Annotated in this window: 18 protein-coding genes and 3 pseudogenes; 13 read left to right on the top strand and 8 right to left on the bottom strand. The window is 68.5% G+C overall.

What is annotated here, in order from left to right; all coding sequences use genetic code 11:
- Positions 1-313: 313 nt before the first annotated feature.
- The 4 genes and pseudogenes from STRCI_RS42410 to STRCI_RS42395 all read left to right on the top strand — a co-directional run bounded on the left by STRCI_RS42410 (position 314) and on the right by STRCI_RS42395 (position 4,049).
- Positions 314-919: a dihydrofolate reductase family protein gene (locus STRCI_RS42410; protein WP_269664794.1), complete on the top strand. Its 606-nt coding sequence runs from the start codon at positions 314-316 to the stop codon at positions 917-919.
- Positions 920-1,571: 652 nt separating this feature from the next.
- Positions 1,572-1,781 (top strand): annotated as a pseudogene (locus STRCI_RS42405) (transposase); the annotation flags it as partial.
- Positions 1,782-1,823: 42 nt separating this feature from the next.
- Positions 1,824-1,981, top strand: a pseudogene (locus tag STRCI_RS42400) (IS630 family transposase); the annotation flags it as partial.
- A 289-nt stretch (positions 1,982-2,270) separates the two neighbouring features.
- Complete coding sequence (locus tag STRCI_RS42395; protein ID WP_269664323.1) at positions 2,271-4,049, top strand: hydroxysqualene dehydroxylase; 1,779 nt, start codon at positions 2,271-2,273, stop codon at positions 4,047-4,049.
- 913 nt (positions 4,050-4,962) lie between these two features.
- Here the strand turns inward: STRCI_RS42395 and STRCI_RS42390 are convergent.
- Complete coding sequence (locus tag STRCI_RS42390; RefSeq protein ID WP_269664322.1) at positions 4,963-6,054, bottom strand: tartrate dehydrogenase; 1,092 nt, start codon at positions 6,052-6,054, stop codon at positions 4,963-4,965.
- Positions 6,051-6,740 carry a GntR family transcriptional regulator gene (locus tag STRCI_RS42385; protein ID WP_269664321.1) on the bottom strand — a complete coding sequence of 230 codons (690 nt, stop codon included), beginning with the start codon at positions 6,738-6,740 and terminating at the stop codon, positions 6,051-6,053. The genes STRCI_RS42390 and STRCI_RS42385 overlap by 4 nt, the downstream gene beginning before the upstream one ends.
- A gap of 96 nt (positions 6,741-6,836) precedes the next feature.
- Between STRCI_RS42385 and STRCI_RS42380 the strand changes: the two genes are divergently transcribed.
- Genes STRCI_RS42380 through STRCI_RS42360 form a run of 5 tightly spaced genes read left to right on the top strand, consistent with a single transcriptional unit; the run spans position 6,837 to position 10,864 of the window.
- The gene (locus STRCI_RS42380) at positions 6,837-8,084 is read left to right on the top strand and encodes an MFS transporter (RefSeq protein ID WP_269664320.1); all 1,248 of its coding nucleotides are present in this window, start codon (positions 6,837-6,839) and stop codon (positions 8,082-8,084) included.
- Between the two features lie 6 nt (positions 8,085-8,090).
- Positions 8,091-8,999 (top strand): NAD(P)-dependent oxidoreductase, encoded by a 909-nt coding sequence (locus STRCI_RS42375; protein WP_269664319.1) that lies wholly within the window; start codon positions 8,091-8,093, stop codon positions 8,997-8,999.
- Positions 8,996-9,190, top strand: coding sequence for an NAD(P)-binding protein (locus tag STRCI_RS42370; protein ID WP_269664318.1), 195 nt, complete (start codon positions 8,996-8,998; stop codon positions 9,188-9,190). Before STRCI_RS42375 ends, STRCI_RS42370 begins: the two co-directional genes overlap by 4 nt.
- Positions 9,187-10,548, top strand: a complete 1,362-nt coding sequence (locus STRCI_RS42365; protein WP_269664317.1) for an acyclic terpene utilization AtuA family protein — start codon at positions 9,187-9,189, stop codon at positions 10,546-10,548. Before STRCI_RS42370 ends, STRCI_RS42365 begins: the two co-directional genes overlap by 4 nt.
- Positions 10,541-10,864: a DUF4387 domain-containing protein gene (locus tag STRCI_RS42360; protein WP_269664316.1), complete on the top strand. Its 324-nt coding sequence runs from the start codon at positions 10,541-10,543 to the stop codon at positions 10,862-10,864. Before STRCI_RS42365 ends, STRCI_RS42360 begins: the two co-directional genes overlap by 8 nt.
- Positions 10,865-11,299: 435 nt before the next feature.
- On the opposite strand, the pseudogene STRCI_RS43640 reads toward STRCI_RS42360, so the two are convergent.
- From STRCI_RS43640 to STRCI_RS42345, 3 genes and pseudogenes are all read right to left on the bottom strand, one after another.
- Positions 11,300-11,647, bottom strand: a pseudogene (locus STRCI_RS43640) (transposase); the annotation flags it as partial.
- Between the two features lie 58 nt (positions 11,648-11,705).
- Entirely contained in the window at positions 11,706-12,275 is a 570-nt protein-coding gene (locus STRCI_RS42350) for a hypothetical protein (RefSeq protein WP_269664314.1), read from the bottom strand.
- A 2-nt stretch (positions 12,276-12,277) separates the two neighbouring features.
- Positions 12,278-13,294: an Ig-like domain-containing protein gene (locus tag STRCI_RS42345; protein ID WP_269664793.1), complete on the bottom strand. Its 1,017-nt coding sequence runs from the start codon at positions 13,292-13,294 to the stop codon at positions 12,278-12,280.
- 554 nt (positions 13,295-13,848) lie between these two features.
- On the opposite strand from STRCI_RS42345, the gene STRCI_RS42340 reads away from it, so the two are divergent.
- The 3 genes from STRCI_RS42340 to STRCI_RS42330 are packed head-to-tail and all read left to right on the top strand — an operon-like array spanning position 13,849 to position 15,304.
- The gene (locus tag STRCI_RS42340) at positions 13,849-14,214 is read left to right on the top strand and encodes an ArsR/SmtB family transcription factor (protein ID WP_269664313.1); all 366 of its coding nucleotides are present in this window, start codon (positions 13,849-13,851) and stop codon (positions 14,212-14,214) included.
- Positions 14,211-14,744 (top strand): SRPBCC family protein, encoded by a 534-nt coding sequence (locus tag STRCI_RS42335; RefSeq protein ID WP_269664312.1) that lies wholly within the window; start codon positions 14,211-14,213, stop codon positions 14,742-14,744. The genes STRCI_RS42340 and STRCI_RS42335 overlap by 4 nt, the downstream gene beginning before the upstream one ends.
- Positions 14,745-14,746: 2 nt before the next feature.
- Complete coding sequence (locus tag STRCI_RS42330; RefSeq protein WP_269664311.1) at positions 14,747-15,304, top strand: TIGR03086 family metal-binding protein; 558 nt, start codon at positions 14,747-14,749, stop codon at positions 15,302-15,304.
- Positions 15,305-15,686: 382 nt separating this feature from the next.
- Here STRCI_RS42330 and STRCI_RS42325 read toward each other — a convergent pair whose 3' ends face one another.
- From STRCI_RS42325 to STRCI_RS42315, 3 genes are all read right to left on the bottom strand, one after another.
- A complete protein-coding gene (locus STRCI_RS42325) occupies positions 15,687-16,301 on the bottom strand; it encodes a hypothetical protein (RefSeq protein ID WP_269664310.1) in 615 nt (204 codons plus the stop codon).
- 8 nt (positions 16,302-16,309) lie between these two features.
- Positions 16,310-16,675 (bottom strand): helix-turn-helix domain-containing protein, encoded by a 366-nt coding sequence (locus tag STRCI_RS42320; RefSeq protein WP_269664309.1) that lies wholly within the window; start codon positions 16,673-16,675, stop codon positions 16,310-16,312.
- 495 nt (positions 16,676-17,170) lie between these two features.
- The gene (locus STRCI_RS42315) at positions 17,171-20,305 is read right to left on the bottom strand and encodes a protein kinase domain-containing protein (protein ID WP_269664308.1); all 3,135 of its coding nucleotides are present in this window, start codon (positions 20,303-20,305) and stop codon (positions 17,171-17,173) included.
- A 467-nt stretch (positions 20,306-20,772) separates the two neighbouring features.
- On the opposite strand from STRCI_RS42315, the gene STRCI_RS42305 reads away from it, so the two are divergent.
- The gene (locus STRCI_RS42305) at positions 20,773-21,006 is read left to right on the top strand and encodes a hypothetical protein (RefSeq protein ID WP_269664307.1); all 234 of its coding nucleotides are present in this window, start codon (positions 20,773-20,775) and stop codon (positions 21,004-21,006) included.
- Positions 21,007-21,200 lie beyond the last annotated feature (194 nt).

The following is a 21,200-nucleotide window of genomic DNA, read 5'->3' as shown; positions in this document are numbered from 1 at the left end:
GAACGAAAGCCCGTCAGCCGGTACTTCACCGGCGCCATGGGGCTGCAGAGTCCTGGCTTGGACAGGCTGACGGTCATGGACCGTATAGGCCTGGCCGCTGTTTTGTTCACCGATGACACGCTCAAGCTGGGGGCACCGCAGCCCACCGGTGTCCGGACAACCAACTCCGTCCGCCGTTGGGTTCCTGAATGCCTGTCAGAATCCCTCCAACAAGGATGTGCGTCCGAGGTCTCTCGTTGCTCCACGGCGCGGCCGATGAGTTTGTGGCTCCCGGCCGGTGCAAACTCGTGACACCCCAGGAAAGGACACTGCCATTCCGGAGCTTCTCGTTGACTTCATCACCTCCCTCGACCGCTACGCATCGGCAGAGGGGTGGCCGGGGTTCTGGGGACTGGAGGGCCCGGAGTACCTCGCATGGCTCGGCGAGCAGCCCGAGGCCACCTACCTGATGGGAGCGAATACCTACCGCCTGATGTCGAGCTTCGCTGCAGGCGAGGTCCCGAAGGGCCAAGACGAGTTCAGGCCCGAAGAAGAGGCGTCCGTCGACGAGCTCACGCAGGCATCCAAGGTGGTGTTCTCCTCCTCACTCAACGAGCCACTGACGTGGGCCAACTCAACGCTCGTCCGCGACAACGCCGTCGAAGCTGTCCGCGCCATGAAGTCCAGTGGCTCGGGGCTCCTCAGCACGATCGGCAGCCTCAGCCTGTGCCGGTCCCTGCTACGAGCCGGACTCGTCGACCGCTTCCGGGTCGTTATGTTCCCGGTGATCACCGGCGCCACGGGCGAAGAGCGCATCTACGACGGCTACCCGGACGTTGCCCTCGAGGTGATCGACCACCGCACCTTTGACGACCGTATCCAGCTGGTTGAGTACAAGCCCCGCGTGCTCGAGCACCCGCCGCTCGGCGTCCCTGCGTGACGTCGCCCCGTCCGCCGGTCTGGACGGCCGCCAGGCCGGCGCCGACGGGTGCGGAGCAAGACCTAATAGGGCGAACGGCCAACATCGTGACGCCGGTCCAGGTCCACGTGGTTAAGGGCGGCAGAGTTCCTCTCGCAGCTGGAGGCGCTCCCGTGCCCGTACACGGCCGGGAGACCAGCGATGCCCCACAAGCCCTCCTTGTTGTTCGGCTGCGTCCACAACCCCGGTTGTTGCTCCCGGATTCGATCTCCGGGAACGAAGCCACCAGGCTCGTGCCCCCCCGTGAGTGCAGGACGACCCGGCCCACGTGGACGGCGACCAGCGCCCGCCACCCCGTGCCACTTCGGCTCACCCGCCAACCCCGGCAGCAGCGCAGGGTCGGGCAGGGGGCAGCGGGCATCGGTTCCGGGGCGTGTCCACGCCACAGCCCATGCCTTCCAGCCAGCCCGCCCGTCGGGTAAACCGAGTGCGCCTTCGCACCCGACTACCGGTCCGACCAGGGCAGGTCAGCGCACTACAACACTTCCCTGGACGCAACCGCACGTCCTGGCAGCGCAGGTGGACACTGCGCTGTCAGGATCCCGTGTCGTATGGTCTGTTGTCGCGGGCACCCACCGTCTGCAACGGATCTGACCGAACCCGGCAGTGCCCGATCGAGAGCGTCAACGCCCGCATCCGCAGAGCCGTTCGTGCCCGCGGACACTTCCCCAACGAGGCCGCCGCCCTCAAGTGCATCTACATGGCGCTGATGAGCCTGAACCCGACCGGGAAGGGCCACAAGAGGTGGGCCATGCGCTGGAAGGCACCCCTGAACGCGTTCCAGATCGCCTTCGAGGGCCGCCTGACCCCGAGCAACAACTGACCACTCAACAACCAAGATCAGCCGCTGAATTGACACACCCACTTCCTGCCGGCGTATGCACCGGACCTCAACCCCGTCGAGGGCATCTGGCCACTGCTGCGCACGGTCTCCGCCAGGTCCAGTACCGGAACATCCTCATCGCCGGATGTCTCGCCGAGTCCGGCCTCACCTTGACGACATCACGCCAGCAAGGTCAGTAGCGGTCAGCAAGAGGACATGCCTGCGGGATCACAGCTCACAGCCGCAGGCACACCGAAGCATCGATGAGACCTCACACCGCGGCAGCCGTCGCCATGAGCGGCCTCACACACAGCGTGCGGCATATGGCACCGCGGGCTCACCGTGTCCGGGGCGCTTGCCGCGTCGGGCCGCGACCCCCATTTCCAGCCATCGAAGGAATGGGGCCTCAAGTGGCTTCCGGGTCACGCGGGTTCTCCGTATGCTCCTGCGCCGGACGGGTGGTTACCTGCGGGTAAGAGGGGGAAACTGATGGCTGGTTCGGGCGCCTCACGACGTACACTCATCGCTGCAACCGCCGCGGCCGGCGGTGCTGCCGCGCTGGGTACGGCCCGTACGGCGACAGCCGCGGCAGCCACCTCCGCAACACGCACGCCGGGGTCGGTCGCCGTGCTCGGCGGTGGGGTGGCCGGGCTGACCGCCGCGCACGAACTCGCCGAACGCGGCTTCCGCGTCACGGTCTACGAGCGCCGGGCGCTGGGCGGCAAGGCCCGCAGCATGGGGGTCCCGGGAAGCGCGCGCGGCGGGCGGCGGGAGTTGCCCGCCGAGCACGGCTTCCGCTTCATCCCCGGCATCTACCACAACCTGCCCGACACGATGCGGCGCATCCCGTTCCCGGGCAACCCCAACGGCGTCTGGAACAACCTCGTCGCCCCTTCCGAGATGTCCTTCGCCCGCACCGGCCGTGAGGACCTGCGGCTCCCTCTCCCCTGGCCCGGCCACCAGCCGCCCGACCTCACACTCGACGACGTGCGCCGCGCGCTGACCGCCGTCATGGAGACCGTGCGCGGGATACCCCCGCACGAGACGGCGTACTTCCTGAACCGCGTCCTGGTCTTCCTCACCAGCTGCGACGAGCGGCGCAATGACGTCTGGGAGGCCACGCCCTGGTGGGACTACATCAGGGCCGAGCGCATGAGCCACGACTACCAGCGCATCCTGGCCGTCGGAGTCACCCGCAACATCGTCGCCACCAAGGCGGAGGAGGCCAGTACGCGCACGGTCGCCAGCCTGCTGGAGGCGTTCGTCTTCAACGCGCTGGGGCGCGGCGCGGACGGCCCGCTCGACCGTATCCTCAACGCGCCCACGAACGAGGCGTGGATCGACCCGTGGGTCGCCCATCTGACGTCGCTCGGTGTCGAGTTCGCGGTAGGCAGGACCGTACGGGAAGTACTGTACGACGGGGGCAGGGTCACCGGAGCTCGGATCACGGACCCGGACGGCGCGGCGCGGACCGTGACCGCCGACCACTACGTGTGCGCCATGCCCGTCGAGCACGCCCGCCGCACCTGGGGCGCGGACCTGCGGGCCGCCGATCCCCAGCTCGCGCGCTGCGACAAGCTGCAGACGGACTGGATGACCGGCATCCAGTTCTATCTGACCGAGTCCGCGCCGCTGCTCGACGGGCACCTCAACTGCGTGGACTCGCCCTGGTCGCTGACGGCCATTCAGCAGGCCGGGCACTGGCCGGACCGCGACTTCCACGCCGACTACGGCGACGGCGCCGCCGTCGACTGCCTCTCCGTCGACATCTCCGAGTGGGACAAGCCCGGCATCCTGTACGGCAGGACGGCCAAGCAGTGCACCCGGGACGAGGTCGCCAAGGAGGTGTGGGCGCAGCTGAAGGCCGCGCTGAACGACACGGGGAAGGTGGTGCTGAGGGACGGCGCGCTGCACTCCTGGTTCCTCGATCCGGGCGTCGACGGCATCGGAACGCCGCATCCGGTCAACGAGGACGAGCTACTGATCCACCCCGCGGGCACCTTCCACAACCGGCCGACGGCGGCGACGAGTGTCCCGAACCTCTTCCTCGCGGGTGACTACGTGTCCGTCGACATCGATCTGGCGACCATGGAGGGCGCCAACGCCTCCGCGCGGGCGGCGGTCAACGCGCTGCTGGACAGGGCGGGTTCGGACGCACCGCGCTGCACGATAACACCGTTGTACCGGGCCCCGGAGTTCGAGGCTCTCAAGCGCCATGACCGGACCCGCTACCGCTGGGGCCTGCCGAACGCGTTGGACCTGGGCTAGCCGGCCGCCGCCGTCGAGCAGAACTTCGCCCAGCTCCACCAGTTCAAGCGCCTCGCCGCCCGTTGGGAACGACGCCTTGACCTCCCCAAGGCCTTCGTCTCACTCGCCTGCGGACTCATCTGCTGGCGGCGTCTCAAGAAGACCCGCCCGTGATCGTGGCACGAGCTTTTACGGGGCAGCTTTGGCCTTCACCCACTGACCTGTCTCCTCATCCCATCTCACCCGGATCGGCGCGGTGTCCGTTCCTCCACGCACGAACTCGTCGAAGTCCCGTATCAAGGCTTGGTGAGCCTCCTCTGCCAAGTTGCCAGGGACTCGCATGTTGAGCTGCTCGTCCTCCGTACACACGATCGTCAGGTACACACCGTTCGGATGTCGATCTCGCAGTTCACTCAACTGCGAGAGCACTCTTCGGAACGACTGCCAAAGAGCATCAGTAACGCGGGAAGCGAGAACCTGGGCGAGAGGTGGGCGGCGGCGACCACACCCCCTCTGTCGCCACCGTCCCCACCACTATCGATCCCTCGCGCTGGCCGATCCTCCTGGAGCGCACGAACATTTTGCGCCAGTTGGAGCCGACGTGAGCGCCGCGGCTCACGGCAGCCGGACCGCGACATCCAATCCCCCCACGGCATCGGCGTTCGCAAATGATCTCCCCGTCGTGGGCGCGTACCACGACCCGAGCGATGAACAGGCCGAGTCCGGAGCCCCGCAAGTCGCGTACAGGTTGGCCGACTGACCGCGGCGGCTGCACGACCTACACCCGTGCTGCGCGTCCCCAGCCCCTGCTCCCGCACCGACAACGTCTCCCCGCGGTCAACCATCGGGTGACGGATCCAGGACCAGACCTCCTCTCGCACGGTCAATCGTCCGGCAAGCGGGCGAAGGACCGGCGCGGGGCTGAGCGGCAGGGTCAGATCGGCGACCGCTCGCGGACTCGGTCCGCTATCGCGCGGGCCAGCTCGACCGTGGTGCCCTTACCGTGCAGGTCGGGGGTGAGGGGCGCCTCGGCGGGGCCGAGGGCCAGCACGTCCTCGATCGCGCCGAGCAGGTGAGCGGCCGCCTCGGGGTGACCGAGGTGCTCGAGCATCATCGACGCGCACCAGATCTGGCCTACCGGGTTGGCGATCCCTTGCCCGGCGATGTCCGGGGCCGAGCCGTGCACCGGCTCGAACAGGCTGGGGTGGTCGCGCTCAGGGTTGATGTTGGCGCTGGGGGCGATGCCGAGGGTTCCGGCACAGGCCGGGCCCAGGTCGGAGAGGATGTCACCGAAGAGGTTGCTGGCCACCACGACGTCGAAGCGCTCGGGGTGCAGTACGAACTGCGCGGCCAGCGCGTCGATGTGGAGCTTGTCGACCCGCACGTCGGGGAACCGCCCGGCCATGTCGGCGACGCGCTCGTCCCAGAACGGCATCGAGATGGAGATGCCGTTGCTCTTGGTGGCCGACGTGATGTGCCTGGCGGGGCGGCGCGCCGCTTGCTCGTACGCGAAGCGGAGGACCCGGTCGACGCCGATGCGGGTCATGACGGTCTCCTGGAGCACGGTCTCGCGCTCGGTGCCCTCGAAGACGCGTCCGCCGACGCTGGAGTACTCGCCCTCGGTGTTCTCGCGCACCACAACGAAGTCGATGTCACCGGGCTCGCGGCCGGCCAACGGGCTGCGCACCCCGGGCATGAGCCTGCAGGGGCGCAGGTTCACGTACTGGTCAAACGTCCGTCGGATCTGCAGGAGACTGCCCCAGAGCGAAACGTGGTCGGGCACGATCTCGGGCCAGCCGACCGCGCCGAAGTAGATGGCGTCGTAGCCGCGCAGGGTCTCTTCCCAGTCGGCCGGCATCATCGTGCCGTGCCGCTGCCAGTACTCCGCGCTGGCGAACCCGAACTCGTCGAGTTCGAGGCTGATGCCGAAGCGGCTCGCGGTGGCGTGCAGTGCCTCGAGTCCGGCGGGCACAACTTCCCTGCCGATGCCGTCGCCGGGGATCACGGCGATGCGGTGCCGGCTCACCGGGCCTCCCGCAGCGCGTTGAGGCCGCCCTGGGCGTCGGACACGGCGAGGCGCTCGGCGGTGGCCTCATCGCGGGCACGCAACGCGCGGACCAGGGCACGGTGGCTCGCGTACCGCTCCAGGCCGAACGTCTCGTCCTCGGCGACGCGGCTCAGCAGCAACTCGCGGCGGCGGGTAGGGGTGAACACGCGGCTCTGCTCAAGCATGCGGACCAGCACCGGATTGTGGGCGCAGGCGCTGACCGTGTCGTTGAACTCCTGCATGGTGTCGAGCAGTTCGGTGAGATGCCGGTCGGTGGGCCGGTCCTGGCGGCTGCGCTCCTTGAGCAGGATGAGCAGGTCGTCGGCGCGGTCGAGGATGGCGTCGAGGGCGTCGAGCTGCTCGGCGGTGGCGTGGCGGGCGGCGAACCGGGCGACCAGGCCGCGCAGTCCGACTTCGACCTCTGCGAGGTCGTCCTTGGCGGCGTCGCGGATCGCGGCTACCAGCACCGTACGGGGGCCGATCCGCTCGATGAGGCCGTCGATCTCCAGGCGTCGCAGCGCCTCACGGACCGGAGTGGGGCTGATGGCGAGCCGGTCGGCCATGCCGCGCTCGGTCACCTTCTCCCCCGCCGCAAGCTCGCCGCTGGCGATCGCGGTGCGGACATATCGGTACGCCTGATCGGCGAGGGTCTCAGCGGAGTTCATACCGGCATCCTAGCTCACGCCATGGCGAAATAGTCTTGCAACTGTTGCTTATTTTGCTACATCAAAATACCGTGACGCCGGACACGTGGAGGTCACATGGCTGAAACCCCCCGGAGAATCACGCTCTTCATCGCTCTCGCCCTGTTCGCCCAGGAGGCGACCTGGAACTTCTACGACAATCAGGTGCCCGTGCTGCTGCGCGAGCACGTCACCAGCGCCGCACTGATCGGCGCGCTCATGGGCATGGACAACCTGCTCGGCATCTTCGTCCAGCCCTGGATCGGCAACCGGTCGGACAACACCCGCACCCGGTGGGGACGGCGGGTGCCGTATCTGGCGGTCGGCATGCCCCTGGCGGCGCTGCTGTTCACCGTCCTGCCGTGGACCACCTCGGCGGCCATGCTGATCGCGGTCATGGTCCCGTACGCGCTGGTCGCCAACACCATGCGCCCGCTCGCCGAGTCGCTGGTGCCGGACTTCATCGCGCCGGAACGGCGTAGTCACGCCAACGCCATCGTCAAGATCGCCACCGCGCTGACCATCATCGTCGCGTCGCTGATCAGCATTTTCGTCGTCGACGAGCACCCCAGGGCGGCGTTCGCGATCCCGTCGGCGATCCTGCTGCTGGTCACCGTCGTGGTTGTCGTCAAGGTGCGCGACAACCGGTCGGCCGCCTATCAGGCCGCGGTGGCCGAGGACGCGACCGTCGGACCGCAGGCCGCACGAGAACCGTTCCGGCAGGTCATCACCGAGATGGTCACCGACCACGACCGGCGACGCCTACTGCTGCTGCTCACCATCATGCTGTTCGGCGGCGCCTGGTTCGCCTCACGGTCGCTCGTCACCCCCTACGGCATGGAGGCCCTTGGCCTTTCCCGCGGCAACGCCGGCGGCCTCACCCTGCCCAGCGGCATCGCCTACGTGATCGCCGCCTACCCGGCCGCGCTCCTGGCCGAACGCTGGGGCCGCGTGAAGACCATGGGCGCCGGGATAGCCCTCTTCGCCGGCGCGATGGTTGCCGGTGCCCTGTTGCGGAACACCACGGCGACCGTCGCCGTGTTCTGCGTCGCCGCGGTCGGCGCCGCCGCCTTCCTGATCAACGCGGCCGTCGCGCTGTGGAACCTGGCCCCGTCCAGCCGGGTGCTCGGCACCTACACCGGCCTGTACGCGGTGTCCTGGTATCTCGGCGGCTTCGGCGGCCCCGCCCTGATCGGCGGCGCCGTCGACCTGACGGGCTGGAACCTGCTGATGCTTCACATCGCGGTACTCGCCGTCCTCTCCCTTCTCGTCCTGCTCCGACTCGGCCGCCTCCAGTGCCTGGCCGTCACCCCGATCCTGAAGTGAAGCCCGATGCCGACCATTTTGATCACCACCGACTATCTGACCCCGGGCGACGAGGTCGACGCCTACCTCACCGGGCTCGGCTTCATCACCCGCCACGATCCGATGCGCGGCATGCGCACCGCCGAGCAACTCGTCACCGCCCTGGACGGCGTGACGGGCGCGTTGGTCGCCAACGAGCCGATGACGGCCGAAGTACTCGGCCGGGCACCCCAGCTGCGCGCCGTCGTGCGTACCGGCGTCGGGTATGACTCCGTCGACGTCGCCGCCGCGTCGCGGCTCGGCATCAGCGTCAGCAACCTGCCGGGTGTCAACGCCAACGCGGTCGCGGAGTACACCATCGGGCTGCTGCTCGTGCAGGCCCGCAACCTGGGCGGCACGGCCGCCGGGGTCGCCGCGGGCCGCTGGCCCCGTCGCGACGGCTTCGAGCTGCGCGGCAAGACGCTCGGCATCATCGGGCGTGGGGCGGTGGCTCAGCGGGTACGGCCACTCGCCGAGGCGTTTGGCCTGAACGTGCCCGAGGGTCTCCCCCTCGAAGAACTGCTGCGCGTCTCGGACTTCGTGTCGATCCACACAGCACTCACCGACCGGACCTGGCACCTGATCGACGCCGCCGCACTGGCCACAATGAAACCGACCGCGCACCTGATCAACACCGCACGCGGCGGCATCGTCGACGAGAACGCCCTGGCCGACGCCGTCCGCACCGGCCGGATCGCCGGCGCGGCGCTGGACGTCACGGAGACCGAGCCCCTGCCGGCCGGAAGCGTGCTGCGCGGTATCGACGGAATCACCGTCTTCTCGCACATGGCCGGGCAGACGGCCGAGGCCCGCCGTGACGCCGGCATGAAGGGCGCCCGCGAACTGGTAGCCGCCCTCGCCGGGCACCCCGCACACGCTCTAGGAGGACCACGGTGATCAGCACGGACGTCAACACCGTCGGTGCCGGACCGGCCGGGCTCGTCGCCATCGCCGAAGTAACCCGGGCCGGCCGCCCGGTGACCCTCCTCGACCAGGCATCCCAGCAGAACCTCGGCAGGCAGGCAGTCTCCGGCCGCCAGCCGGCCCACGCCATCAGCTACGTCACGACACAAGGAGCAACCCGGTGAACGAAGTACGCGTCCTCACGCCGGTCGGCATGCTCGGCGCGGGGTTCCCGCCCGAGACCCTGACCCGCGGCCTGGAACTGGGCGCCGACGTGATCGCCGTGGACGGCGGCTCGACCGACTCCGGCCCCTACTACCTGGGCGTCGGCATCGCGAAGACCGCCGCCGCGGCCGTCGCCCAGGACATGCGGCTGCTCCTGCGCGCCGCCGCCGGCTCGGGAATCCCACTGATCATCGGCTCGTGCGGAACCAGTGGCACCGACTCGGGCGTCGACTGGGTGGCCGACATCACCCGCGGCATCCTCGCCGAGGAGGGCCTCGATCTGAAGGTCGCGACCATCTACAGCGAGCAGCGGGCCGCCGACCTCGGCGCGCGGCTCGACCGGATCCACCCGCTGCCGCCGACCGGTCCGCTCGACGCAGCGACACTCGACAGCTGTAGGCACATCGTCGGCATGATGGGCCACGAGCCGATCGTGGCGGCCCTCGAGGCCGGCGCCGACGTGGTGCTCGCCGGGCGGGCCACCGACACCGCCATCGCAGCCGCGTTCCCGCTGATGAAGGGCATGCCGGCCGGGCCCGTCTGGCATGCCGCGAAGATCGTCGAGTGCGGCGGGCAGTGCACCACGAATCCGCGCGCCGGCGGGGTGCTGGCCACCATTGACGCGGCCGGCTTCACGATCGAGCCGCTCGATCCGGACAACGCGTGCACACCGACATCGGTCGCCGCACACATGCTCTACGAGACGGTCAATCCGTTCACCATGCGTGAGCCGGCCGGCACCATCGACGTGTCCCAGGCCGTCTACGAAGCACTCGACCCGCGTCGGGTACGGGTGGAGAAGTCCCGGTTCATACCCGCCGACCAGCACACGATCAAACTCGAAGGTGCACGGATCACCGGGTACGAGACCATGTCGTTCACCGCGATCCGCGACCCGCACATCCTCGAGCAGATCGACACATGGGCGGCCCTGATGCGCAAGATGATCGACGAATGGGTGAGCCGTACCCTCGGCCTGAGCAGCGACGACTACGCCTTCGACCTGCGACTGTACGGCTACGACGCCATCCTCGACGGCATCGAGCCGGACCGGCGGCCACCCCGCGAGGTCGGTGCCATGCTGCTCGTGCGGGCCACCGACCAGGCGACCGCCACGGCGATCGCCAAGGTCGCGAACCCGCTCATGCTCCACCTGCCGACGCCGGACATGAACTACCTGCCGAGCCTCGCATTCGCGACCTCGCCTGCCGAGACCGAGCGCGGCGCCGTCTACGAGTTCGCCCTGCACCACGTCATCGACGTGAACTCCCCCACCAGCATGTTCCGCATCAACCTGCCGGAGGACAGCGATGTCTGAGAGCCGTACCATCGCCGACCTCGCCCTCGAGGTCCGCTCCAAGAACGCCAGCCCCTTCTGGGTCACGATGGAACTGTTCATGCGCGACACGGCCGGCTACACGATCGTCGCCGACCCCGGCTACCTCAACGCCTCGGTGATCGCCCGGCTGTACGGCGTCGACGCGGACACCGTGCAGATCTTCCGCATCCCGGCGCTGGACGTCGTCAAGATCTCCTTCCCGCGACCGGTCTCGCAGGGCAGCCTCCGCGACCGCGACATCCACGCGGGCCAGCATCACGTGCCGTTGTCGCTGTTCCCACTCCCCAACGAGTGATCAACTCACGCTGAAGATGCGCCGGTGAACACGGCCGACACAACGGGGGGCCATCTTTCCGCCAGCCTTGGATTCGGGCCCCTCTCGGCCGGGAGACACCGGCAGAGGCGCCAGCCCCGCCAGGGCAGGCGACCATAGCGGCCACACCGCCAGGAGGACCCCTGCCCAGGGTGAACGGGGTCCTCCTCCCCCGCGAGGCACGCTTCGCGAAGAACGGCCCCGACCACCAGCACACAGCGGAACGGGACCGGGGGCCGCGCACGTACCCGCGGCACGCGCCGGCTCGATGACGCCGCCCTCGCCAGCAGCACCAACGCAGCCGCCAGTTGCCGACTCGAAGGTCAACCGGCAACAAGCCCCCGGTACCGTCTTCGTGGCTCCCCTCACCTACGCCGATCAGCGCCGCCGTTGCTCTTGTACGGTCGTTCTGCAGGTCCCCCTTTTCCTCGCCCCGGCGGCGTGCTGGTGGGCCCGGCAGACGGTGGAGTCGACATTGAGGTCCCAGGTGATGAAATCCTGAGCATCGGCCCGGGCCTGGACCCGGGTGAAGATGCGCTGCCAGGTCCCGTTGCGCTACCAGTGGCGGAACAGGTCGTACACCCGACCCCACGACCCATGCTCCTCGGGCACGTCCCGCCACGGGATGCCCGTGCGGACCCGGAATCGTATGCCGTCGATCTGCTGCCGCCGGGTCCACACCGGCGGCCGACCGGGCTTCTTGCCCTTCGGCAACATCAGCTCCAGCACGGCCCATTGGTCGTCCGTCAGATCTCCACGAGCCACGATCATCCCACGGCCAAAATCTACTTCCGATACACGCCCCAGCAGCCCCGCTCCCGTGTCATCCACGGCGCAGCGACGCCTGCTCGTACTCAACACCTGTGACAGCGCCTCCGCCAACGCCCAAGGGCCCTATGACGATCACGGGCTGGCCCGGTCGGTCGCCAGCCCCCGGCAGGCTGTCATAGGGCACCTCTGGCCGGTTCCCGGCGGAGCCGCTGTCGTTTTCGGGGTCCTGCTGGCATGTGAGCTCGCCGACGGCTCCGGCTTCGCCGAGGCATTCGAGGCCGCAGTACGGGGCGTGCAGGACACCTGGCCCAACCTTGCACGCCGTCTCGGAGACCGTGGCCTGGGCGGGCAGATCGCCGAGGCCTTGGACGACTTCCGCGAGCTCACTGTGCTCGACTGAGGCAGTCCGGCTTTCCTCGAGTAGACCACCGCAGCGGCGGGCGTTGAGGCCCTCCCAGCAGTCAGAAGACGCGTCGCACCTGCCGGACTGGCAGCTCAAAACGATGCCCTGTTTGAAGAACTTGAGGCCCTGCACACCCGGCGCGAGCAAGCCGACTGCCTCCTCGGCCGGGCGGTCCCCCACTTGGTGGTCGTCAAGGGCAGCCAGAAGGAGCTGCGCCAAGCTTAGTTGTGGACGGTGACGGTCACCTGAGGTGACCAGACAGCCATCTCCGAACCGGTGGCCACGGCCCACAACGTTTGCTTTCCGTTGGAGAACTTCCTGGTGTCCCAGTCCATATCCCAGTTGGGCCCGGTTTCGCTGGTGCCGATGGGTGTGTTCCCGTCGACGTAGTACGACACGCTAACGGCGTTCGTGGCCGAAGCGGTCACGGGTGTGGTTCCGCTGACCGTTCCTGACGTCGGGCTGGTGATCTTTGCTCTGACGTCCGTCGAGCAGGCGTTCACCCAGGAACAGAGATTGTTCACCACGATAAGTGCCGTGGCGCCCACCCCTGCCAGCAGGGCCTGCAGGACGAGGATGGCTCCCGCGGGTGCCAGTGTGATGCCGATCGAGGCCAGGATCGCGATCAGGCCCGTGACAGGAGCGGCCGTCGCCGTGAGCAGCCCGGCACCCACCACGAGCAGCATCGTCAGGGCGATGCCGAGGGTCCACAGTGCGACACGGCAGGTCCAGCAAGCTGCCGCCCCCTCCGGACCTGCCCCCGGCGCTTCGGGGGCGTCGATGTACGGGGTCAGCGTGTCGATGATGGTGGTGTACTGCGCCTCGGTCGGCATCGTGGAGAAGAACACGTAGGAGCTGCTGTCGGCGTTCGTCACCGTGATCGTCCACGTGCCCACCATGGGGTCCTGGATCATGCACGACTGCACCATGGTGGGGTCATTGTTGACGCACACGACGAGGCGGTCATCGGTTTCGCTGTGCCTCACCTGATCGCCATTCGGGTCCGTCAACGTGACGTTGACCCCGGGGGGAAAATTTCCGTCATCCGTGGTCACGCTACCCATGAGAAACGGCACGCCCTGCACGACATCGACCGTCAAGGTCTGAACAGACTCCTCCGTCGGAGTTCCCCGCAGCAACTGCAGCGGATGGACCACCTCGGCCCCCGACGACTGCGCCGGGACCACCCACCCCGCGCAGTAGGAATACGGCCCGTCAACTTCATTCCGCACCAGCATGGCCACTGGCCCGCTCCTTTCTCAGGTATGCGCACTGCGCATGTCTCGCACTGCCGGTGCAGCAGTCACGGGGCCGCCGCGATGACCGAGACCGGCCGTGCCCAGCTCTTATGACCGGTCCCCACTCAAGCGCCGGGGGCGGCCGTATGTTCGTTCATCGACAGTGCGGCCCACATGCCGACACCAAGCAACATCCCCCGGCAACGCGCCAAGCCCAGGCCCCTACAGCAAAACCATCCTTTCGAGGGGCAGAGCCGCCCAAGGCCCTCGCGCAGCCGCATGACATCCGTCCTGCGATCACGCAAGGCCAAGGAGTACGAGCGGGCGCCGCGGCGACGACCAGCCGCGATGTTCACCGCTCCGACTGCCCACGATGCCCCGACGTCAAGGCTGCGCCAGATGGCCACCGCGCGAGGCGCATTGCCGGTCCGCAACCGAGAGACGTCCCCCGGCAAAAGCCGTACCGCAGACGCAGTTATTCAACCGATCGGTTGACTAGCGGGAGCCCCGGCCGTAGAGTATTTAACCAATCGGTTGAACATGGAGGGTGTGAGGTGGTCGACGATCCGCTGTCGCTGGTGTTCTCCGCGCTCGGCGACCCCACGCGGCGCGACATCGTGGCCCGGCTCGCCGCCGGGGATGCCACGGTCAACGAACTGGCCGAGCCCTACGACGTCACGGTGCAGGCCGTGTCCAAGCACATCAAGGTCCTGGAAGACGCCGGCCTGGTCAGTCGCAGCAGAGACGCCCAGCGGCGGCCCTGCCACCTTGAGGCAGAGGTCTTCGACCTGATGACGAAGTGGATCGAGCGTTATCGGGGCGAGGCGGAGGACCGTTTCCGCCGTCTCGATGCGCTCCTGGAACAGATGGGTGAGCAGCCGACGACGGGCACCCCGGCGAGGAAGAAGGCGGCATCATGAGCACCACCAGCACGCCCCACCGCAACGAGACGCGGATTGTGGCCGACCCGGATCTGCCCACCATCCTGATCATCCGGGAGTTCGACGCTCCGCCGGAGCGCGTGTTCCGGGCGTACACCGACCCGGATCTGGTCGTCCAGTGGCTCGGCCCGCGTCGGCTCACGATGCGAATCGACCGGTACGACGCGCGCAGCGGTGGCTCCTATCGCTATGTGCATCGCGACGACGACGGAACCGAGTACGGCTTCCACGGCGTGTTCCACGAGGTGCGTCCCGACGCGCGCATCGTGCAGACCTTTACCTATGAGGGCTCTCCGGACGGTGTCAGCCTGGAGACGGCCGTGTTCGAGAACCTCGGTGGTCGCACCCGGGTCACCAGCAAGTCGCTCATGGACTCCATCGAAGCCCGCGATTCGATGCTCAAGAGCGGTATGGAATACGGCGTCCGCGAAGGCTACGAGCGGCTTGACGAGCTGCTCGGCGGCCAACAGAGCGACAGCGCCGACCGACGCACCGAGACGGGATCTTGATCATGGCGAGAACAGCAGCCGATGAACACCGCGCCGTGGCACGCCTGTTCACCGACCGCGTACGCGGCACGGACCCAGAGGCATGGGACAACCCGGCGCCGTGCGAGGGGTGGGTGGCCCGGGACGTCGTCCGTCACCTCGTCGAGTGGTTTCCCGACTTCCTCAAGGCGGGCGCCGGAGTCGAACTCCCGAAAGGACCCTCGGTGGACGGCGACCCGGTGGCTGCCTGGGCCATCCACAGTGACGGGGTGCAGGCCCTCCTCGATGACCCGGCCACCGCCCACAAGCTGCTGTCGAACCCGCACATCGGAGAGCTCCCACTGGACCAAGCGGTCGACCGGTTCTACACCGCCGATGTCTTCATGCACACCTGGGACCTGGCGCGGGCCACCGGCCAGGACGAACACCTCGATCCCGCCAAGTGCGCCCAGTTGCTCGACGGGATGCTGCCGCTCGACGACGTTCTCCGTGCGAGCGGGCAGTACGGTCCACGGGTCGAGGTGCCGCAGAGCGCCGACGTCCAGACCCGCCTGCTCGCCTTCATCGGCCGCAAGCCCTGACGAGCCGCAAGACACCGCCGGCGAGGCCGGCACAGGACATCGCGGCCACGGTGCAGGTCCCCCCGCTCGGCGGCATTGTCAGAGTGTTCCGGCGCCTTGTCGCACGCCTCCGCCGCCTCCGTCGTGCGGCTGAGGCGCCGGGGCAGGCCGGCGCAGGCGGCAAAAGACGCGTAGCCGTCCATGTCCAGGGCCTCGACCAGGCGCAGCGCAGTCTCCGCCACCGCGACCGCACGGCTGAGGGCGACCACGGGGGTCGGGGCCAGCCGTATCAGCGGCGAACTCCAAGCCCCCGGCCGGGACAAGACACTCGTTCAACTCCGCGATCCCCCGGCGCAGCTCATCCGCCTCCTCGCGGACCGCTGCTTCACTCCAACACAACTCCTCAATCAGCGAACTCAACCGGCGCCTCCTCCCTCCCGCCGAAACGCAGGAGATGACGCGCCGAACGACGTATCACGGTCGACACGCTCGGCCTGCCCATGATGATCACGGTGACACCCGCCGGCCTCCAGGACCGCGACGCCGCCCGCGACGGGGGCAGGACCTGCCCGGCGCTGCGCACCGCGGAGCCCAGCATCCCCATCAGCGCCTCGTACCCCCCGAAGGCGGCCATGGCCCCCGCGCCCACGATGACCACCGGGATGGCCACCCCGGCAGCGGCGGCGACGCTTGCCGCGTACTGGGAGCCGGGTGCGTGCAGCTTCGCCCGCTCCTGCTCAGCGTTCGGTTCTTCTTCCTTGGGCAGGAACTGGTAGAGGATGGCTCCCGGCACGGGGCACCCCCAGATGAGTACGCCGCTGTTGCCCTTGTGGGTGAACGGCTCCACGCCGGTTGCTCCCGGGTTGTACCGGCTGCCCGGCCTGAAGACGGACTGCTTGAGGATGCCTTCCATCAAAGTGATGTAGTCGCGCATCTCGGCGACAGCGAGCGCCAGCGAGGTGAAGGGTTTGATCTCGTAGATCTGCAGCCGTGTCAGGTCGACGAAGTCGGGGCGCATGCCGAGGTTCAGCCAGGCAGACCCAGCCTCTCGCCGTACCCACCGCCTTTCAACGCACCAAGAATGCAGATGGTCCTGGCGACCAGGGCTTCGACCTGCTCGTCCGTGATCCTCCGCGGTGCCCCCGAACGCGGCCGGTCCACCAGGCCCTCCAGCCGGTCCGCGGCGAACCTCGAGCGCCACTTGCGCACCGTCTCCCGCGAGACACCCAGGTCGTCCGCTACCTGAGCGTTCGGCCGGCCCTCCGCGCAGGCCAGCACGATCCTCGACCGCAGCACCAGCGCCTGCGAGGCGGTCTGCTTGCGCAACCAGCCCCGCAGCACCCGGCGTTCGTGATCGGACAGCTCCAGCGGCAACAGCTTCGGACCAGGCACCGCCCCACCCTACAACCGCAAGTGAACTAACGACTCAGGACACTAGAACTCCTGGCCACCCTGCTGGGCGAGGTCGAGGCCTACTACGGAAGCGAGGACCAGAACGGCGAGGACGACTGGGCGGAGCTGTATCCCGATCGCTTGGGCTTCTCGGCTCCGTGGAGCGGCGAGTACGACACCTGACAGACCGGGCGGTCAGCTGAGTCGGGAGGTCCGGCGACTCCTCGTCGCGGACCGTACTCAAATCGCAGTTGGCCACTCTGCTCGGCGCTTGTGGGCCAGTCGCATCTGGAGTTGGCCTGGCTTGGGGCAAGAGCCTCCTGCACATGGCCAACCAACTGTGACTGAGCAGCCCAGTTGTCACCGCTCGCCAACTCGGGCGCTCAGTTCCTTGCTAGGTGGTCCCTTGCGTCCGTTGGTGCGTGTGCTGTGGCAGGCTCTGGGGTACCGGCGTATTGCCGTGCGTGCCGCATGATCGCGCGATGGCTGGGGTCGTCACGGGTGTGGTAGTGCCACGGCTGCGGGGTAGGGGATCTGCACAACAAGGGAGGCTCCGTGGAGCAATGCCGGGCGCATGTCGAGGCCCGGATGCTCCCAGCGCCAGCGGGGTTTGCCTCGGGCAACGTCCAATGCGGTGATACTCGGGAGCCGGGTGGTTCCGCGCAGACGGCGTCGGCTCGGGTATGCCGATTTCGCATACAGCAGGCCGGAACGAGTACCGATCAGTTGGAGCCCGCAGGCAGCCTCAGCCTCGGTCTGTGCACGGCGGGTGATCACTCTTTGCCACGCGACGTCGCCCGAGTGTTCCCTGATGGCGGTCACCACTTCTCCCCCATGGGCCGGGTCGTACGTACCCGTGATGACGAGACCGTCTGTGGCGAGGGGGGTAGTGGCGTACTCGCCGACCCGCCGGGACCACAGGGTGGTCCCGGTCGCTGTGTCGAGCGCGTGCAGGAGTCCGCCGTCGCGGAGGTGGACCACTCCTGGAGGATCGCCCGCAGTGAATCCCATCGGCACCGGGCGGGCCCCCGGGTGCCGGGACCAGCGCACCCGGCCCGTGGGCGGGTGCAGGCCGAGGAAACCGTCGGTGTGGGCGACGACGAGGCAGCCGGGCGCCACCGCGCCGCTGAGGCGCGGACTGTGCGGAATGTACGTACTCCAGCGCTCGGCTCCCGACGCCACGTCGACGGCCGTCACCGAACTGCCGTCTGCGTATATCAGGAGATCGCCGACATGGATCAGCGTCGGCGTATCCGAATCGGGCACGCAATCGCGCACGGCGTGCGACCAACGCACACGTCCGTCCGACGGCCGGCGGGCCACAAGTCGGCCGATGCCACCGGCCGTTGGCTGAATCATGATGTACAGCCCCTGGGTCGTGCCAAGAACCCCGACGCGGTGGGGGTCGGTGACAGGACGGTCGGTGACACCGGCGTCACCGTCGGCGGTCCACAACGCGGCGCCCGTCCCGGCGTCGATCACGCCGACGCGCTCGCCGCAGGACCAGCCCACGCCGTCACCGACCGAGAAGAGTCTGTCGGCGGACTCCGACAGGTCATCTCCCCACAAGGTGGCCCCTGGGGCGACCGCCGCGTGTTGTCCGTAGCCGCTCGGCGCCGGGCTGACAGTCGGTGCGGCGTCCGACGGCCAGGCGGATGTCCCAGGTTGGTCCAGATCGGCCGTCCACCCGGTCCAAGGGCCTAGGCAGTCGCCGGCAAGTTTCCTCAGGGCCTCGGCCCGCTCCTGCGGGGACTTCATGGCACGCGCGGCCCTGGCGCCTTGCTGAATGGCGGTCGTGGTGGGCAGTGGATCGGGGTCCCGTGTTCCGGTGGCCACCTCAAGGTCGGCGCGCACATACGCCAGCGCGCCTGAGGATGTGAACGGCAGGATGAAGTGCCCGCGGAAAGGATCCTCCCGGACCGCTTCGAGGATTGCGTCGGCCTGCCTCCGATGAAACTGGGCGAGTTGGTCGTATCCGGCCGCGTCCGCGACGGTTGCCTGGGCGCGGCACTCGTCCGCCGCTTCCTGTGCATGAAACTTCACATTCGGCTTGGCCCGGCTGAGAGCCTCGTTCGTCCCTGCCACGTCACCAACGCGAAGGCGAGCGTCCGCCACCCCGCTCAGCGCGTCGGCTTGCTCGCGTCCGGGCGGGAGCCGTTCGACGACCTGGAAGGCGGCGGCCAGGTCACGTTCAGCGACGCCTGCCGCCAGCCTCGACAGGGCCGTGAAGCGGGCGCGCTCACCCTGGATCTCGTTCAGCCAGTCTTCCGCCTCCCAAGGTTCGTTCTTCGCCGCGGCCACCGCACTCACAAGAACCTCGTCCGCGACGGAGGCGGGCAGGCCGGGGTTGCGTCGTACCAGCTCGAACGCCCGCTCTCGCAGAAGGGATGCCAGGGCCACCGCGATGGCGCCGAGGGCAGCTGTGGCTCCCTCGCGGGGCTGCACGGAGAAGAGCACCTGCTGGGCTTCGCTGAGAAGCCGTAACGCCCGCTTCGGGGCAACAGGGGCTACCTGTGTGGCAATGCCTGCCAGGCTCTCGGCGAGCCGAGCTCGGTCACCCTGGGCGTCCTTCCAGGACAACTGTTCCGCGAGACTCATCAGTTCTCGAGCCAGCGTCGCGTCGAAACGAGCCGCCAAGAGGCTCGTGTCCCCGAGTATCCCGCCGAGCGACCCCATATAAGCGGCCTCGGCAGCCTCGCGAAGCAGGGCTGCTGCGACGACCGACAGCGATCCAGGATCGGTGAGAGCAGGCACGAGTTGAGGCCTGTCGTCCCCGGCCGGGCGCAGCGCAGTAAGCGCCGCCGCCACCGAGCGCGCCGAATCCGGCCGGTCGGCGGGGTCCTTGGCCAGCAGTCGCCCCAGCAGCACGTCCAGGTCGGGCGCCGCGCCGGCCACTGCGTCGGGGAGTCGCGGCGGGGGATCCTCCAAGTGCTGCCTCGCCAGCGCATAGAGGGCGCCGTCAGCCTCGAACGGCGGCGTCCCGGTCAGCAGCGCGTACACCACACAACCCAGCGAGTAGAGATCAGACCGCGCGTCGACCTGCTCACCCCGCCATTGCTCCGGCGCCATATAGGCCGGCGTGCCGAACACGCGGCCGGTCTGCGTCAGACCGGCCGTCGCGTCCTCCGGTCGCGCGATCCCGAAGTCGCAGATTTTCAGCCTGCCGGTGGACAACACGAAGAGGTTCCCGGGCTTCAGATCCCGGTGCACGACGCCCCCTTCGTGCGCGGCCGCGAGCGCTTCCACGGCCTGTACGGCCAGCCCAAGAACCTCATTCACGGGCAGTCCGCCCGGAGACCGGCCCAGAGTCTGGGCGAGGTCCTCGCCGTCAAGTAATTCCATGACGATGAAGAGGAGACCGTCATGGTGCCCGATGTCGTGCACGATGGTGATCCCCGGATGCTGCAGCCGCGCCCCGATCCACGCCTCTCGGCGGAATCGGGTCACGATCTCCTCATTCACCTCCGCGCCCAGAAGGACCTTGACGGCGACCGGCCGATTCAGCGAGAGGTCGTGACCCCGCCACACCTCGCCCATCCCCCCGCGGCCGATTCGCCCGTCCAGCTGATAGCGCCCCACAAGAAGATCCCCAGCCTGCATACGCACCTCAAATCCCACCGCCAGCGCCACTTCTCAGCAGAACCAGTGTGGCCTGTGGCCTGCCTGCCTCACCGCTCACCGACGCTCTCACGGTCCTGGATCAGTCGGGGCCGCCTTGGGAGAGCGGGCACACAGTGATCCGCTTGAGCGGGCAGGCCCTCTCGCCGCATGTCACCGGACCGCTTCGCCGCAGCCGCCGCAGGGCTGGAATCCGACCCGTCATCGGCCTCGACGTCGTCCCCTCATCCCACCGGACCCGGCCACCGCACGATCCCGTACGCCAGTACGCGGCGGCGCGCACGTGCTGGAGCCGCCGTTGCGGATCATCTTGCTCGCGCAGAACGCGGCGGGGTGGGCGCGGCTGTGCCGCCTGGTGTCGGCCGCGCACGCCGAAGCCGACGGCTCAGCGCCGGTCGTGTCGTGGCCAGCCTTGCGTGCGTACGCCGACGACGACCTGGTGCTGCTGCTCGCAGGATGTTCCAGGCATGGAGGTCCCCATGGATGAGGGTGTCCGGCTGGGAACGGCCCAGCTCCCGAACGGTCGTCAGCGTCTGTTGCGGGCCCGCGAGCTGCTGGAGACCACCGACCTCACCGTCGATCATGTGGCCAGCCACAGCGGACTCGGCACCGGCGGGTCCCTCCGCCAGCACCTGAGCCGCCACATCGACATGACCCCGGCCGCCTACCTCAGCGCCTTCACCCACCACCCGCACCTGAAGACTGATCGATAACCTGCATGACTCGACCCGGACGTGTCTGTCCGGCTTGATCGCCTGCTCCCTGGCCGCCGCAGGTCGACAGCGAGCAGCCGGGCGAGCCGAAGCTGTCTGTGGGCGGCGATCAGGAAGACACTGGGCAAAGTGCGCGTCAGAGGGCACTCTTAGCCGACCTGGCCGGTGCAGGAGGCCCGCTTCAGTACGGACGG

This window comes from Streptomyces cinnabarinus, from assembly GCF_027270315.1.
Lineage (GTDB): Bacteria > Actinomycetota > Actinomycetes > Streptomycetales > Streptomycetaceae > Streptomyces > Streptomyces cinnabarinus.
This window is presented reverse-complemented; position numbering and strand designations above follow the sequence as displayed.

Coding starts and splice junctions, on each gene's coding strand:
- STRCI_RS42345 (WP_269664793.1), bottom strand. CDS start 13,294: ATGCTGGTGCGGAATGAAGTTGACGGGCCGTATTCCTACTGCGCGGGG.
- STRCI_RS42380 (WP_269664320.1), top strand. CDS start 6,837: ATGGCTGAAACCCCCCGGAGAATCACGCTCTTCATCGCTCTCGCCCTG.
- STRCI_RS42335 (WP_269664312.1), top strand. CDS start 14,211: ATGAGCACCACCAGCACGCCCCACCGCAACGAGACGCGGATTGTGGCC.
- STRCI_RS42395 (WP_269664323.1), top strand. CDS start 2,271: ATGGCTGGTTCGGGCGCCTCACGACGTACACTCATCGCTGCAACCGCC.
- STRCI_RS42385 (WP_269664321.1), bottom strand. CDS start 6,740: ATGAACTCCGCTGAGACCCTCGCCGATCAGGCGTACCGATATGTCCGC.
- STRCI_RS42325 (WP_269664310.1), bottom strand. CDS start 16,301: ATGCGCCCCGACTTCGTCGACCTGACACGGCTGCAGATCTACGAGATC.
- STRCI_RS42330 (WP_269664311.1), top strand. CDS start 14,747: ATGGCGAGAACAGCAGCCGATGAACACCGCGCCGTGGCACGCCTGTTC.
- STRCI_RS42375 (WP_269664319.1), top strand. CDS start 8,091: ATGCCGACCATTTTGATCACCACCGACTATCTGACCCCGGGCGACGAG.
- STRCI_RS42305 (WP_269664307.1), top strand. CDS start 20,773: ATGGATGAGGGTGTCCGGCTGGGAACGGCCCAGCTCCCGAACGGTCGT.
- STRCI_RS42360 (WP_269664316.1), top strand. CDS start 10,541: ATGTCTGAGAGCCGTACCATCGCCGACCTCGCCCTCGAGGTCCGCTCC.